General features: G+C 69.0%; 11 protein-coding genes. 2 read left to right on the top strand and 9 right to left on the bottom strand.

Features of this window, described 5'->3' with window-relative positions:
• From A5711_RS10300 to fdxA, 4 genes are all read right to left on the bottom strand, one after another.
• Nucleotides 1–2,723 (bottom strand): type I polyketide synthase (locus tag A5711_RS10300; RefSeq protein WP_156744855.1); only part of this gene is annotated, 2,723 nt, incomplete at its 3' end.
• 219 nt (nucleotides 2,724–2,942) lie between these two features.
• Nucleotides 2,943–5,306: an APC family permease gene (locus A5711_RS10295; RefSeq protein WP_067946083.1), complete on the bottom strand. Its 2,364-nt coding sequence runs from the start codon at nucleotides 5,304–5,306 to the stop codon at nucleotides 2,943–2,945.
• Between the two features lie 100 nt (nucleotides 5,307–5,406).
• Entirely contained in the window at nucleotides 5,407–6,519 is a 1,113-nt protein-coding gene (gene dapC, locus A5711_RS10290) for a succinyldiaminopimelate transaminase (protein WP_067946077.1), read from the bottom strand.
• Nucleotides 6,520–6,545: 26 nt separating this feature from the next.
• On the bottom strand, nucleotides 6,546–6,872 hold the full coding sequence (gene fdxA, locus A5711_RS10285; RefSeq protein WP_055398945.1) for a ferredoxin: 327 nt from the start codon (nucleotides 6,870–6,872) through the stop codon (nucleotides 6,546–6,548).
• Between the two features lie 375 nt (nucleotides 6,873–7,247).
• Between fdxA and A5711_RS10280 the strand changes: the two genes are divergently transcribed.
• Complete coding sequence (locus A5711_RS10280) at nucleotides 7,248–7,580, top strand: hemophore-related protein (protein WP_067946075.1); 333 nt, start codon at nucleotides 7,248–7,250, stop codon at nucleotides 7,578–7,580.
• Between the two features lie 14 nt (nucleotides 7,581–7,594).
• On the opposite strand, the gene A5711_RS10275 is transcribed toward A5711_RS10280, so the two are convergent.
• From A5711_RS10275 to mshB, 4 genes are all read right to left on the bottom strand, one after another.
• Nucleotides 7,595–8,368, bottom strand: a complete 774-nt coding sequence (locus A5711_RS10275) for a maleylpyruvate isomerase N-terminal domain-containing protein (RefSeq protein ID WP_067946073.1) — start codon at nucleotides 8,366–8,368, stop codon at nucleotides 7,595–7,597.
• Between the two features lie 30 nt (nucleotides 8,369–8,398).
• Nucleotides 8,399–11,017 carry a bifunctional FO biosynthesis protein CofGH gene (locus A5711_RS10270; protein ID WP_082975701.1) on the bottom strand — a complete coding sequence of 873 codons (2,619 nt, stop codon included), beginning with the start codon at nucleotides 11,015–11,017 and terminating at the stop codon, nucleotides 8,399–8,401.
• A 108-nt stretch (nucleotides 11,018–11,125) separates the two neighbouring features.
• Nucleotides 11,126–11,587 (bottom strand): hypothetical protein, encoded by a 462-nt coding sequence (locus tag A5711_RS10265; RefSeq protein ID WP_067946069.1) that lies wholly within the window; start codon nucleotides 11,585–11,587, stop codon nucleotides 11,126–11,128.
• 93 nt (nucleotides 11,588–11,680) lie between these two features.
• Nucleotides 11,681–12,583, bottom strand: coding sequence for an N-acetyl-1-D-myo-inositol-2-amino-2-deoxy-alpha-D-glucopyranoside deacetylase (gene mshB, locus A5711_RS10260; RefSeq protein WP_067946067.1), 903 nt, complete (start codon nucleotides 12,581–12,583; stop codon nucleotides 11,681–11,683).
• A 79-nt stretch (nucleotides 12,584–12,662) separates the two neighbouring features.
• Here mshB and A5711_RS10255 point away from each other — a divergent pair, with 79 nt between their 5' ends.
• Entirely contained in the window at nucleotides 12,663–13,274 is a 612-nt protein-coding gene (locus A5711_RS10255) for a TetR/AcrR family transcriptional regulator (protein WP_067946065.1), read from the top strand.
• 9 nt (nucleotides 13,275–13,283) lie between these two features.
• Here the strand turns inward: A5711_RS10255 and A5711_RS10250 are convergent, their stop codons facing one another.
• On the bottom strand, nucleotides 13,284–15,176 hold the full coding sequence (locus tag A5711_RS10250; protein ID WP_197520775.1) for an ABC transporter family substrate-binding protein: 1,893 nt from the start codon (nucleotides 15,174–15,176) through the stop codon (nucleotides 13,284–13,286).
• Nucleotides 15,177–15,194 lie beyond the last annotated feature (18 nt).

Raw genomic sequence — 15,194 nt, 5'->3', positions numbered from 1 at the left:
CGCTCGGGTTCCTCGTACAGGTGCACATGCGCGCCGAGCAGCGGATGGACGGCATGCACCGACGCCCCGTGCGCCTGCTCTTTGCCCTCGCGACTGAGCATGAGCCTGCGGTGCGTCCACGTCGGGAGCGGGGCGTCCACCAGGCGCCCGGTCGGGTACTGCACCGAGAAATCCACCGCGGCACCGGCGCTGTGCACGTCGGCGACGAAGCCCCGCAAGCCAATTGGCAGCTCTTGGTCGCGGCGCATCGCCGCGAGCGCGGCGATGGGCATGTCCAGGCTGGCGGCGTTCTGCTCGACCGCGTGGGTGAGCAGCGGGTGGGGTGCGAGTTCGCCGAACACGCGGAAGCCGTCCTTGAGGGCGGCCTGCACGGCCGCCGCGAATCGCACCGTGTAGCGCAGGTTTTCGACCCAGTACTCGCCGGTGAACGACGGCCGTTCGCGGGGGTTCCACAGCGTCGCCGAATAGTAGGGAACTTCCGGCTCCCGCGGGTCGAGGCCGGCGAGGGCCTCGAGGAGTTCGTCGAGGATCGGCTCCACCTGCGGCGAATGCGAGGCCACGTCCACCGCCACCTCGCGCGCCATCACGTCCTGCTCCTGCCAGGCCGCGACCAGATCGCGGATCGTCTGCGTATCGCCGCCGATCACCGTCGACGTCGGCGAGGCGACCACCGAGAGGACGACGTCAGAGGTCCCCCGGATGGACAGTTCCGACAACACTTGTTGGCCGGGCAGTTCCACCGCGGCCATGGCGCCGCTGCCGGCGATCCCCGCCATCAGCCTCGAGCGGCGGCAGATGACGCGCACCCCGTCCGCCGGCGAAAGCCCGCCGGAGACGACCGCCGCGGCGGATTCACCGAGCGAATGCCCGATGACGGCGCCGGGACGCACGCCGTAGGACCTCATCGTCTCGGCCAGCGCGACCTGCATCGCGAAGATCGTCGGCTGCACCCGGTCGATGCCGGTCAACAGTTCGGGCGTCGACAGGGCCTCGGTGACCGAGAACCCCGATTCCTCGGCGATCAGCGGCTCCAGCTCGGCGATCGTCGCCGCGAACACCGGCTCCTTCGCCAGCAGCTCGGCGCCCATCTTCGGCCACTGCGACCCTTGCCCCGAGAACACCCATACCGGCCCGAGGTCGTCCTGCCCGACGGCCGGCTCGTACGGGATGTCGCTGCCGGCGACCCCGCGCAGGGCCGCGCTCAGCTCGCCGAAGTTGCTCGCCGACAGCACCGTTCGCACCGGCCGGTGCGCGCGTCGTCGGGCCAGGGTGTAACCGAGATCCCACACGCCCGAGCCGCCGGCGTGCTCGTCGACCCAGGCCGCGAGCCGGGCCGCCGTGTCGCGCAGTTGCTCCGCGGACGTGGCCGACACCGGAAACAACAACGCCCCGTTGGTGGTCGGTGTGCCCGTCGGCTCTTCGGGCGTCGCGACCGGAGCCTGCTCCAGCACCGCGTGCACGTTGGTACCCGACATTCCATAGGACGACACGGCGGCGCGCCGCGGCTGCCGGCCGGCGGTGGGCCAGGGTGTGTTGGCCTGCGGCACGAACAGTTCCGTCTTGACCGTGGCCAGCTCGCCCGGCAGGCGGGTGAAGTGCAGATTCTGCGGCACCGTGCCGTGCTGCAGCGCGAGGACCGTCTTCATCAACCCCAACGGTCCGGAGGCCGACTGCAGGTGGCCGAAATTCGTTTTCACCGAGCCCAGCGCGCACGGTCCCGCGGTTCCGTACACCGCGGCCAGGCTCGAGTATTCGATCGGGTCCCCCACGGGGGTGCCCGTGCCGTGCGCCTCGACGAAGCCGACCGTTGCGGCGTCGACGCCGGCGACTTGGAGGGCCTTTTGGTAGACGGCCACCTGGGCGGTTTCCGAAGGGGCCGCGATGTTGACGGTGCGGCCGTCCTGATTGGCCGCGGTTCCGCGCAGCACCGCCAAGATGCGGTCGCCGTCGCGTTGCGCGTCGCCCAGCCGTTTGAGCAAGAGCATGACGCAGCCCTCGCCGGACACGAAGCCGTCGGCCTTCTCGTCGAAGGCGTGGCAGCGGCCGGTCGGCGACAGCATGCCCTGCAGCGACCCCGAGACGGACTTCCGCGGTTCCAGCGTCACGACGACACCGCCGGCAAGCGCCAAGTCGCTTTCACCGCTGTTCAGGCTGCCGCAGGCCTGGTGGACGGCCATCAGGCCCGACGAGCACGCCGTGTCCACGGTGACCGCCGGGCCGTGCAGGCCCAGGGTGTAGGCGACCCGCCCCGACGCGAAGCTGTTGCTGGTGCCGGTGAACCCGTACGGCCCCTCGGCGGCGCCGCAGTCGGCGGACAACAGTTCGTAGTCGCCGTGGGTCAGTCCGACGAAGACCCCGGTCTGCGAGCGGGACAACCGGGCGGGATCGAGGCCGGCGTGCTCGATGGCATCCCAGGACGTTTCCAGCAGCAAGCGGTGCTGCGGGTCGATCGCGGTGGCCTCGCGCTCGGTCATGCCGAAGAAGTCGCAGTCGAAACCGCCGACGTCGTCCAGGAAGGCCCCCCACCTGGTTACCGAGCGGCCGGGCACGCCCGGTTCGGGGTCGTAGTACAGGTCCGCGTCCCACCGATCGGCGGGAATCTCGCCTACCAAGTCGTCGCCGCGCAGCAATGCCTCCCACAACTGTTGCGGAGAATCGATCCCGCCGGGAAGCCGGCAGGCCATACCGATGACAGCAACGGGTGTGGCGGTTGCGGCACGCAAAGTGCAGTCCCCTGTTCTCCCCCAACGGCGTTGGGCAGTCATGCGGGTGTCAGCTTACCGTCACGGCTCGACTCATCGCCTCCGAAGCCGTGTCCGGCTCCATCAGCCGTCCGGGACGTCGGTAGCGGCCCATTGGAGAACGACGAATAGTCTTGCTTGGCAAAGAGTTCCGCACATCAGCGTTTGCCCATGCGGGACAATCCCGCGATCGCCCGGACGTTACGCTTTGCTGGTTTCGCCGGATTCGCCGGATTCGACGGCCTTCGCGGGGTCTTCGATCACGCAATACGTCGGATCGATCATCGAGATGGGCCGGTTGCCGGTCTGGCGCGCCTTCCCGGTGATCCGCAACAGCTGGCCGGGCTGAATGTCGGCGCCGCCATGGCTTGGCCGGAACGTGATTGTCATTTCCCCGCTGTTGTCCCCGACGACCACCTGCCGGAAGGTACGCCCGCGGTCGGTGACGTCCTCGACCTGGTTGACCCGCCCTTCGACGGTGGCCCGTTGCCCCGAGATGAGCCCGGCCACCAGGATGACGGAGGCCGGCCGCTCGGGGTGCTCGTAGGCGTCCACCTTCTCGTCCTCGCCCTTGGACACCCAGGCCTCGAGCTTGTCGATCTCCTGGGCGATGCGTTGCTCGAAGGTGTCGGGGTAGGCCTCTTTGATGCGCGATTCCACGTCGTAGGGCACGATCGTCGCCGCCGCGTCGGGGATCAGGCTCACCGCGCGGGAGATCTTGTCCGCGGTGCGGTCGTGCAGCAGCCTCCCCAACAGCCGCGCGAACGTTCGCCGGGGCAGCAGCACCGTCACGTTGGTGTGCGGTTGTTCTTCGCGCGCCTTGGCGACCAGCAGCTGCGCGGCCCGGCTGATCCGGCGGTCCGGGCAGTCCACCACGCGCAGCGGAGTGTCGAGATCGAAGTGATCCCAGCGCTTTCGCAGTTGCGCGGCGTGCGCCGGGTCGACCATGAAGTGCACCGCGGTCAGCTCGTCGGCCCGTAACCCCCTGCCGTAGCGCAGCGCTTCGATCACCGCCAAATCCACCGAGTCGACCAGAACGAACACCCGGTGCCGCGCATACTTCACCAACTCCGGGCGGTCGGTGCGGAACATCTCGAGAATGGCCGCCTCGGCGCGGTATTCGCGGTTGAGCCGCATCAGCATGAACACCAGCAGCGGGAAGACGACGACCACCAACCATGCGCCCTCGGTGAATTTCGCCACCGCGAAGATGCCCACCACGATCGTCGACAGGACCGCCGCGGATAGGTTGATCGCCAGGCGACGTCGCCACCCCGGTTCCCGGTGCGTCAGATGGTGTTTGGTCATCCCGTAGCCGGCCATCGAGAACCCGGTGAACACGCCGATCGCATAGAACGGGACGAGCGCGTTGACCGACCCGCCGGTCACCACCAGCAACACCACCGACAACGCCGTCAGGGTGATGATGCCGTTCGAAAAGACCAGCCGGTGACCGCGTTTGGTCAGTTGGCGCGGCAGGAAGCGGTCCTCGGCGACGAAACTGGCCAGCGCCGGGAAACCGTTGAAACTGGTATTCGCACCGGTGAACAAGATGGCCGCGGTCGCGGCCTGGACCAGAATGTAGAAGATGTCGCCGATCACGCCGTTGCCGAAGACGGCACGGCCGATCTGGGACAGCACCGATGGGTATTCCGTGAGATACGGCGTGGCGTGGGTAACATGCGCCAGGTAGGCGACACCGGCCAGCAGGAGGCCGAGGATGGTGGCCATCGCGGTGAGTACGCGGCGCGCGTTGCGGCCCTGCGGCTTTCGAAAATAGTCGACCGTGTTGGAGATGGCCTCGACCCCGGTCAGCGACGAGCCTCCGTTGGCGAACGCGCGCAGCAAGACCAAAATCGTTGCGCCCAGCACCAACCCGTTGCCCTGGTGGACCGGCACGGTTCCGGTCATGTGCGCGGGATCGTAAGTCGGTAGGTTCCCGGCGAATGCGCGGATCACGCCCACGACGATCGTCAGGCCGACCATGACGATGAACGAATAGGTCGCCACCGCGAACGGCAGCCCCGCTTCCTTGAGCCCACGCAGGTTCGCGTAGCAGATGGCAAGCACCACACCGACCGTGAGTTCGAGGCTGTACGGGCCCAGCGCGGGGACCGCCGACACCACCGCAACCGTCCCGGCCGCCGATTGCACCGCAACGGTCACGACGTAGTCGATCAGCAGCGCCGCGGCGGCGATTTGGGCCACCCGCGGACCGAAGTTGTCCCGCGCGACGATGTAGGAGCCGCCGGCCCGGGTGTAAGCCATCACCACCTGCCGGTACGAGGCGGCCACCAGCACCAGGATGAGCAGGATGACGCCGGTGATGGGAAGCAACAGCAGGAAGGCGGCCAGCCCGGCATGCGGCAGCAGTTCGATCAGGATCTGCTCCGGGCCATACGCGACGGACGACACCGCGTCCGGCGAAAGCGCGCCCAGGGCAACCGGATTCGACAACTTCTCGGAGGCGATGTCCTCGGTGATCAGGGGCTTTCCCAGGAACACCCGCTTGACGATGTCCCCGACCGAAAGGGGGATGCGCAGCTTGTCGGCCGAAGTCGTCACGACCACCGTCCTTAACCTGAGCGGGCGAAACACCTTCGATGCATTGTGCACGCTGGCGGCCGCCGTGGTGGCAGCTGGTCGGATTCGGCTTGAAGTTCGGCTAGGCGAGCCGCCGCACGGCGGCGGAGATCCGCTCGTCGGTCGCCGTCAGCGCGACGCGCACGTGCTGCGCACCGCGCGGGCCGTAGAAGTGGCCGGGCGCCACCAAAATGCCGCGTTCGGCCAGCCAGGTGACGCTGTCCGCGCACGGCTCGCCGCGGGTAGCCCACAGATACAGGCCCGCCTCGGAATGGTCCACGGCGAACCCGGCCGAGCGCAGCGCCGGCAGCAACGCTTCCCGCCGCCGTTCGTACCGTTCCCGCTGCGCCAGCTCGTGGGCGTCGTCGTCCAGGGCGGCGACCATGGCCGCCTGCACCGGCGTCGGCACCATCATCCCGGCGTGCTTGCGCACCGCCAGCAGCTCGGCCACCAAATCGGGATCCCCGGCGACGAACCCGGCCCGGTAACCGGCCAGCGACGAGCTCTTCGACAGCGAGTGGATCGCGAGCAGCCCCTTGTGGTCGCCGTCGCACACCGACGGATGCAGGATCGACAGCGGTTGCGCCTCCCAGCCCAGCCCCAGGTAACACTCGTCGGAAGCCACCACGCTGCCCCGCTCGCGGGCCCAGCCGACCACCTTGCGCAGGTGGTCGACGCCCAGCACGCGTCCGGTCGGGTTGCTCGGGGAGTTGAGGTAGACCAGCGCCGGCGACTGCGGGCCCAACTGGGTCAACGAATCCGCCCGCAGCACCGTCGCTCCGGCCAGCCGCGCCCCGACGTCATAGGTCGGATACGCCAGCTCGGGCACCACGATCAGGTCCGCGGACCCCAGCCCCAGCAGGGTCGGCAGCCAGGCGATGAGCTCCTTGCTGCCGATCACCGGCAGCACAGCCGCCTCGGTGAGGCCGGTGATGCCGAAGCGGCGGGCCAGCGCGGCGACCGCCGAGTCCCGCAATCGCGGGGTGCCGGCGGTGGCGGGGTATCCGGACGCGGAACCGGCGGCGGCCAGCGCGTCGGAGATGATCGGCGCGACGGGGTCGACCGGGGTGCCGACGGACAGGTCGACGATGCCGTCGGGATGGGAACCGGCCAGCGCTTTCGCGTCAGCCAGCGTGTCCCAGGGAAATTCCGGCAGGGAAGCCGAGACTCGCCCGCGTGCGGCGCGTTGCCTCACCCCAGGCCTATCCAGCACCGGCCCGCTCAGTCGCCCTCGCCCTGGGGCGGCAGGTCCTTGACGACCTGCGGGTCGTTCTCGGTCATGCCGACCTTGGCGGCGCCGCCCGGCGATCCGAGCTCGGTGAAGAAGTCGGCGTTGATCTGCGTGTACTGGCTCCACTGCTCGGGCACGTCGTCTTCGTAGTAAATCGCTTCGACGGGGCAGACGGGCTCACACGCCCCGCAGTCGACGCACTCGTCGGGGTGGATGTACAGCATCCGCGCGCCCTCGTAGATGCAGTCGACCGGGCATTCCTCGATACATGCCTTGTCTTTGATGTCGACACAGGGCTCGGCGATCGTGTAGGTCACAGACGTCTCCTCCATGTACTGCTTCGGTGTGGGCTGCTCTTCGGCTCGCGCCCGGTGCTTCCGGCCGCTCCAGGACAAAGCTTTCGGTTACTGATACTAGACGTTGCACATACACGTCAACCACTTGGCGCGCCCGTTAAGTTGACGATTTAAGACTGTCAGTCTCGGACGCCGCGACCGGGGTCGGTTTCGCCGAGGGCGAACAGGCCGCCCAGCCTGCTGACCTGCGAAGAGTCGCACTCCAGCGGGTCTCTGCGATAACCATCGATATGGAAGCACGGTCGTGGTGCCTGGTAGCCTCGACCGGAAGACGGCAACCGCTGGGCAGATGTCGTCGCCTTGATAGCGGTGCATAAACGGGGAAGGTGTCCACACATGAGGCTGTCGTTGACCAAATTGACCGTTGCGCTCGGTGGCGCGGCCGTGGCGTTGACCGCCGGGGCCGGAATCGCGTCCGCGGACCCGACGGACGCGATCATCAACACCACTTGCAACTACGGGCAGGTGATCGCCGCGCTCAACGCCACCGATCCGGCGGCCGCGACGCAGCTGAACAGCTCGCCGATCGCGCAGTCCTACATCCGCAACTTCTTGGCCGCGCCGCCGCCGAAGCGCCAGCAGATGGCTCAGCAGATCCAGGCGATGCCGTCGGCGATGAAGTACTACGACGACATCAACCAGGTCGCGGTCACCTGTAACAACTTCTGAGCCCAGCACGCGGTTCAGTAACCGCTGAGCAGGCCGCGGACGCGGCCCAGGGTTTCCGGTCCGACGCGGCTGCATATTCGCGATGGGTCTGCGGGCTTACGCCCCCAGAGCAGCAGCACACGCGCGGCGGGGTCGGTTTCCAGGGTGGCCGGGCCTTCGGGTTCGGTGAGTCCGATGGTGCTGCGGTCGGCTTCCGCGCTGATCACGACATCGTCGGTGCCGGCGGCTCGCAGCCTGGCCTCGACGCGTTCGCCGGGCCGTAATTGCTTGGCCCCCTTGGCCAGCAACGGTTTTCCGACCGCGATGACGCTGTGGGTGGTCATCCAGGGATCGGCCAGCCCGGTTTTCAGCGCGGCCGGCATGTCGGCGTCCCCGGTGATGTCCCAACCGTGCAGCACGAGCTCTTCGCGCATGTGTTCGGCGAACCAGGGCACCTTCATGGTGCGGCCCGTCCACGCGACGTCGGTGTCCTGGGGCACGTCGTCGGCCGCCTCCGCGATCCGGTTGAGGGTGGCCATCCGGTCGAACAGCGCGTCCCACAGGTCCGCGTCGTTCAGCGCGCGCAGTGGTCCCTCACGTTCCTCGAAGCCGCGCGTGCCAACCGGTTCGCCGTCCAGATGGGCGGCCAGCACCCGGGCGATCTCCTCGGCGTTTCCGGCCTGATGGACGACGATGTCGCGCACCGTCCAGGCCTCGCACCAGGTGCCGGCGTCCGGCCGGCGCCGCTGTACCGCGTCTACGAACGGCCGCCACTCGGGGAACCGGTCGTCGTCGATCTGTCGGTTCACGGCGTCGGGTATACCCGCCGCCGCAGCCTGCTAAGCGGCCCGCGGGGCGTAGGTTGTGGTGCGTTGGCGGGCGGGGCGCCCGATCCCCTCGGCGATCGCGGTCAGCTCTTCGACGCTCTTGGCCGACCCGTGCTCCGAACCGGCCATCCGCGAGATGGTCTCCTCCATCAGCGTGCCGCCCAAATCGTTGGCACCGCCGTTGAGCATCACCTGTGTCCGCTCGATCCCGAGCTTGACCCAGCTGGTCTGGATCTGGGATATGCGGCCGTGCAACATGATTCGTGCCAAGGCGTGAACGGCGCGGTTGTCGCGGTGAGTGGGCCCGGGCCGGGCGGCGCCGGCCAGGTACAACGGCGAGCTCTGGTGTACGAACGGCAACGGGACGAACTCGGTGAAGCCGCCGGTGCGGTCCTGGATCCCGCGCAGCACGTTGAGGTGACCCACCCAGTGCCGCGGGCTGTCGACGTGCCCGTACATCATCGTCGACGACGACCGAAGGCCCACCTCGTGCGCGGTGGTCACGATGTCGATCCATTCCGAAGTCGGCAGTTTGCCCTTGGTCAGCACCCAGCGCACCTCGTCGTCCAGGATCTCGGCCGCCGTGCCCGGGATCGTGTCCAGCCCGGCCTCGCGCAGGCTGATCAGCCACTCGCGGACGCTCAGCCCGCTCTTGGTCACGCCGTTGGCGATCTCCATCGGCGAGAAGGCATGCACGTGCATCGACGGCACCCGCGCCTTGACGGCGCGGACCAGGTCGGCGTAGCCGGTGACCGGCAACTCGGGGTCGATCCCGCCCTGCATGCACACCTCGGTGGCGCCTTCGACGTGCGCCTCCCACGCACGGTCGGCCACCTCTTCGGTGGACAGCGAATACGCATCGGCGTCGCCCTTGCGCTGCGCGAAGGCGCAGAACCGGCAACCGGTGTAGCAGATATTGGTGAAGTTGATGTTGCGGTTCACCACGAATGTCACGTCGTCACCCACCGTGTCGCGCCGTAGCGAATTGGCGAGGGCGGCAACGGCTTCCAGTGCGGGTCCGTCGGCGGTCGCCAGCGCCAGGTACTCGCTGTCGGTGCAGCCGGCGGGGTCGCGCTCCGCGGCGCGGAGCGCGGCGAGCACATCGGTGTCGATGCGTTCGGGTGCCCGGGCGGCCAGCTCGTGCACCTGCGCGCGAATCGATTCCCAGTCGCCGAAGGCGCTGTCCAGATCGCTGCGCGCTTCGGTGGCGCGGCCCTCGGTGTCGATCGCCGCGTTGAGGTCGACCCGCCCGGCCGAGGCGACGTCGTCGGGCTCCTGCCAGGGCAGCCCCACCGGATTGACGTCGCGGGCCAGGCCGGTCGCCGGGTCGGCCAGCGCCACCACGTGGCCGCGCACCCGCGGGTCGATCCACGCCGCCCCGGCCTGCACGTACTTGGGCTGAGCGGTAAGTCGCTGAACCAGTTCGTATCCGGCCTCGGCGGTGATGTCGGCCAGCTCGTCGAGAGCCGGCCACGGCCGCTCGGGGTTGACGTGATCGGGTGTCAGCGGTGACACGCCGCCCCAGTCGTCGACCCCGGCGCCCACCAGCGCCAGGCACTCGTCGCGCGACACCAGGTTGGGCGGCGCCTGGATGCGCATGCCGGGGCCGAGCACCAGCCGGGCGACCGCGACCGTCGCCAGGTAATCGTCGATCCCCGCGTCGGGGACGGCGGCCATCGCGGTGTGTTCCTTGGCCCGGAAGTTCTGCACGATCACTTCTTGTACGTGCCCGAACTCCTTGTGCGACTTGCGAATCGCGTGCAGAGTTTCGGCACGTTCGGTCAGCGTCTCGCCGATGCCGACCAGCAGGCCGGTGGTGAACGGAATGGACAGCCGGCCCGCATCGGTGAGCGTGCGCAACCGGACCACGGGATCTTTGTCCGGGCTGCCGTAGTGGGCAAGCCCTTTCGTCTCGAACAGCCGTCGCGACGTGGTCTCGAGCATCATGCCCATCGACGGCGCCACGGGCTTCAGCCGCGCCATCTCCGACCAACTCATCACACCGGGGTTCAGGTGCGGCAGCAGGCCGGTCTCTTCGAGCACCCGGATCGCCATGGCCCGCACGTAGGACAGCGTGGAGTCATAACCGCGTTCGCTGAGCCACTGCCCCGCCTCCGGCCACCGGTCCTCGGGCCTGTCACCAAGGGTGAAAAGGGCTTCTTTGCAACCCAATTCGGCTCCGCGGGCAGCGATGTCGAGGATCTCGTCGGGCTCGAGATACATGCCGGCGCCCTGCGCGCGCAGCTTGCCCGGCACGGTGACGAAGGTGCAGTAATGGCAGGTGTCGCGGCACAGATGGGTGATCGGAATGAACACCTTGCGCGAATAGGTGACGGGTAACCCGCCGCCGGGGCCGCGCCGGCCGGCGGATGCCAGGCCCGCGTGGCGCACCCGCGCCGCGCTGGCGCACAGGTCCGCGAGGTCTTCACCGCGCGCGGTCATCGCGACGGCGGCCTCATCGACGTTGAGCGCGACACCGTCTCGGGCGCGACGTAACACCCGTCGCAACGCCGAGGCGCTGGTCTTTGGCAAAACCACAGGATTAGGAAGAGCGATAGGCTCTTCGCCCGGAGTCAGCGGCACCTTCGTGTAACTTCCCCACGATCGAATTTCATCCGCGTGTCCCAACATGTGAAATTTTCTTCCGACCCGTGCGGGCCCGTCTGCGCAACAGTCAACAGTAGCGGCAGTGCCACACGCGCAAGCGGGGACATCCCGCCCCGCGCGACGGCACAAACGTCAGGCCCGGCGCCCGCGCCGCCACAGCATCCAGAACGGCGGCACCACCCCCAGCACGATCAGCAGCAAGGCCCCGTAGGCCATCACGCCGCGACCGCCCAGGATCACGTCGTCGGCCGGGCCGCCCATGCTGATCACCGCCACGGTGAGCAGCCACGTCCACAACGGCAGCGCGGCCAGCCGCGACGACGCGGTCCACCGTCCGGCGGCCCACACGAGTGCGGCGTTGACCAGTCCAGAAATCAAGCCGCTGATGGGAAACGGGATCGACCCGATATAGGAAGGCAGCAACAGGGCCCCGGCCAGTGCGGAGAGGACCCCGTCGACGGCCAACAGCGCCAAGACAACGAAACGTATCGCGGGGTCTGTCGCGCCGATGTCTTCGAGAGATGCGGCGCGCGGCTTGGTTTCGGTCAGGTCGGGACGCTGTCGATGTTGGAGAGTATCGAGCCGATAACCCACTGCAGGCTGTCGAGCCGGTCCTGCCAATGCTGCTGATTAGGGTCCAGGTCGGGGTCCATGCGAAATCCTTCCGTGGCTGCCTGATTGGCAAGCCTACCCCGTGCCGGCCGCGGTGAAATCAAGCCCGGCAAGCAGATCTGTTTCCCACCCGCGCTCGTCGCGCTCCCCCGCCGTGCCGGCCGCCAGCACGTAGTGCTCCTCGGCGAGGATCGGTAGCGCCATGTTGTTCGACAGGGCGCAGGCCCGGCCGGTCGGTCCGATGACAACCTGGGTGGCGTGCGCGGCGAGCGCCGCCCGCTTTGCCGCCCAGGCCTGAAGGTCGGGCTCGACGACGGCGTCGATGTCGGAGTCCGCATACCCGAAGCCGAACTCTTCCTCCGGGGGGATCGCCCACTCGGGCAGCAGGTCCTCGCCATCGAGGGCACGCAGGCCCGCCAGGAAGGCGCGGGTGGCGAACACCGACCAGTAGAACTTCGGCACGGTCCACGGTTCGCCGGGAAAGTCGCCGGAGCCGGCAGCCGCCACGGCGGCCGTTGTGACGGTGTGGGTGTGGACGTGGTCGGGGTGGCCGTAGCCGCCGCCCGGGTCGTAGGTCACCACGACGTGCGGACGGTGCTCGCGAATGACGGCAACCAACTCGTCGACGGCCTCTTGCTCGTCGGCGTCGATGAACCGCTGCCGCGCCCGCCCCGGTGTTCCCCGCATGCCCGAGTCGCGCCAGCGTCCGGCCCCGCCGAGATAGTGCGGGCCGCCGACGCCGAGCGCACGCAGCGCCGCGGTGAGCTCGCCGATCCGGTAGCCCCCCAACTGATCCGCGTGATCGACGGCCAGCCCGGCCCAGCGGTCACCGATGACCTCGCCCTCTTCGCCAAGCGTGCAAGTGACGACGCGCACGTCGGCCCCGCGGGCGGTGTAGTGGGCGATGGTGGCGCCGTTGCTGAGGCTCTCGTCGTCGGGATGCGCGTGGACGAACAGCAGCCGTGGCGTCTCGGGCATGGACGCACCCTACCCGCACCGCAGGTCCGGTGGCGGTCTCGTCGCCACCGATAGGAACGCATACGGCTACTATCGAGGGATGCCGCAGCTCACCCAGACCGCCCCGACCGGTGGCCGGAGCCGCCGACGGGGCGAGGTCCTCGAGCGGGCGCTCTACGAGGCCACCCTGGCCGAATTGGCCGAGGTCGGCTACGGCGGGCTGACGATGGAGGGGATCGCGGCGCGCGCCCACACCGGCAAGGCGGCCCTGTACCGGCGCTGGACCACCAAGTGCGAGCTCGTGCACGCCGCACTGGTCCATACCTTGCCGCCGTTGCCCGAGGCGCGGCCCGGCCGGTCGGCGCGGGAGAACCTGCTGACGGTGTTCAGCGCCCACCGCGACGTCTGCGCCGGAAAGACCGCCTTCCCCGGCATGGCCACCGTCAACCAGCTCCTGCACGAACCCGAGATGCGCGCCATCTTCGCCGACGCCGTGGTGGCGCCGCGCCTGCAGATCGTCGAATCGATCCTGCAGGCCGCCGTCGCGGAGGGCGAGCTCGATGCGGAGCTGATCACCCCGCTGACCGCCCGCATCGGCCCGGCCCTGATCAATCAGCACTTCCTGCTGACCGGATCGCCGCCGAACCGCCGGGAGCTGGCGCTCATCGTCGACACCGTGATCCCGCCGCGACGGCCGCGGGCGGCCGACTGACGACGCGGGCTATGGCCCGGTCTTGATCCATTGGCCGGCGTCGCCGACGATGCCGACCGGCACCGCGCCCGACAGGCTGACGTTCTGCACGCTCGGTCCGGCGGCGACGATCGTGGTGTCCTGCAGGATCGGCAACACGGTCGACATGTTCCACAGCCTCGGCTCGACCGCCGTGATCACGTCGTTGATGCTCTTGGTGCCGTTCAGCGCGGCGTCGATGTTCGACTGAACGCTGCGATCGCAGATGCCGGTGAGGTTCGACGGCGCCTGCACCAAGGCGTTGGGGTCAGCCGGGCGGCTGGGCGGCGGTGTCGACGTCGGTGTGGTGGCGGAGGTGCCGGGCCCGGTGGTCGTCGGCCCGCCGGTCGCCGCAGGACTGGTGGTCAGCCCCGTCGATGCCGGTACCTGCGTCGCCTGCAGGGCCGGGCAGCCGTACCGCGACGCCAACCGCGTCGCCAGGTTTCCGCCCGCCTGGTGCCAGCCGACGATCGCGTCCACCTGGTTGTTGTTCAGCGCGTCGCGATACAGCGTCACCGGGTCCAGCGCCAGCACGCTGGCGGCGATGCCGACGTTGCGCAACTGGTCGGCCGCAGTGTTGGCCACCGCGACGGACGTCGGGTCGTTGACCGCGACGCCGATGACCAGCGCCAGCTGCTGACCGTCCTTGCTGATCCGGCCGCGGATGACCTCGGGCGGCGCGGTGTTCGTCGGCGTCGGCGCCGGAGACCCCGACGAGTTGCCCTCGACCTTGTATCCGGATCCCTCCAGCAACGCCAGCGCCGCCGGCGTCGTCATCGCGGGGGGTGCGGTCGGTTCGTAGCCGGGGTCGCTGGGGGCCCGGATCTGGGCCTGATCCAGCGTCACGGTGTTGTCGCTGCCCGCGCCCACCGCTGCCAGCAGGTCGACGTCGAGCAGGCCGAGGATCGCCCTGCGCACCTGCGCGTCGGACAACTTCGGCTCGTTGGCGCGCAGGGTCAGCTGCATGACCCGTGGCGTCACGATCCGGGCGGTGCGCACGTCGGGGATGGCGGACAGCTGCGCGAAGGCCGCCGATCCACCGTGCACCTGGGCCACCTGGGTGTCACCATTGCGCACGGAATCGGCCAGCGCGGCCGGCGCCCCGGCACGGCGGAACAGGATGAGCGCGGGTTTGGCCGGTGATCCCCAGTAGCGATCGTTGCGGGCCACCAGGATCTCGTCGCGCTGCGGATCGATGCTCTCCACCCGGAACTGGCCGCCGGTCACCGGGAGCGCCCGGGCGAGCCCGGCCGCGAAACCGCCCGGCACGTCCTTGACGATGTGCGCCGGAAGGATGTTGCTGAACAGCTCCTTCCACGACGGATAGGGCTGGGCGAAGGTGACCACCGCCTGCTTGCCGCCTTCGAGCGACTGCACGCCGGTGATGAGGTCGTATCCGGCGGGATCGACGACGCCGGGCTGGCTGACCATCTGCCGCCACAGGTACCAGAAGTCGTCGGCGGCGATCGGGGCGTTGTCGGTCCACTGCGCCTCGGGCCGGATCTTGTAGGTCACGGTGAACGGGTTCTGGCTGGTGACTTCGGCCGACTCCAGCAGGGTCGGGTCCATCTCCCAGCGTGAGCCCGTCGGACTGCCGGGGTCGGGCACCGGCCGGAACGCGCTGGGCAGCACCAGCGCGCTGATCGCCGCGTTCACCGGGGACAGGTCGGACAGCAGGTGTGGGTTGAACCCGGCGCCGATCGAGTCGATGCCCATGATGATCTGGGTCGGCCGCGGCGGCGGCGGTGGCGAGTTGTGCGGGGTATCGGTGCTCTGCGGCGCCGGCGGGGGGTTGACCGTGCACGCCGCGAGCGCCAATCCGGCCAGCGAGACGACCACACCCACCGTCACGAAGAAACGGCGGACTCGTCTCGGCATGCCGATCAGGGTATCGAGCAGCTG

The sequence above is a fragment of the Mycobacterium sp. E2238 genome, assembly GCF_001672665.1.
In the GTDB taxonomy this organism is placed as follows: Bacteria; Actinomycetota; Actinomycetes; order Mycobacteriales; family Mycobacteriaceae; genus Mycobacterium.
Note: the sequence above shows the minus strand (reverse complement) of the source record. Positions and strands in the feature narration are given on the sequence as shown.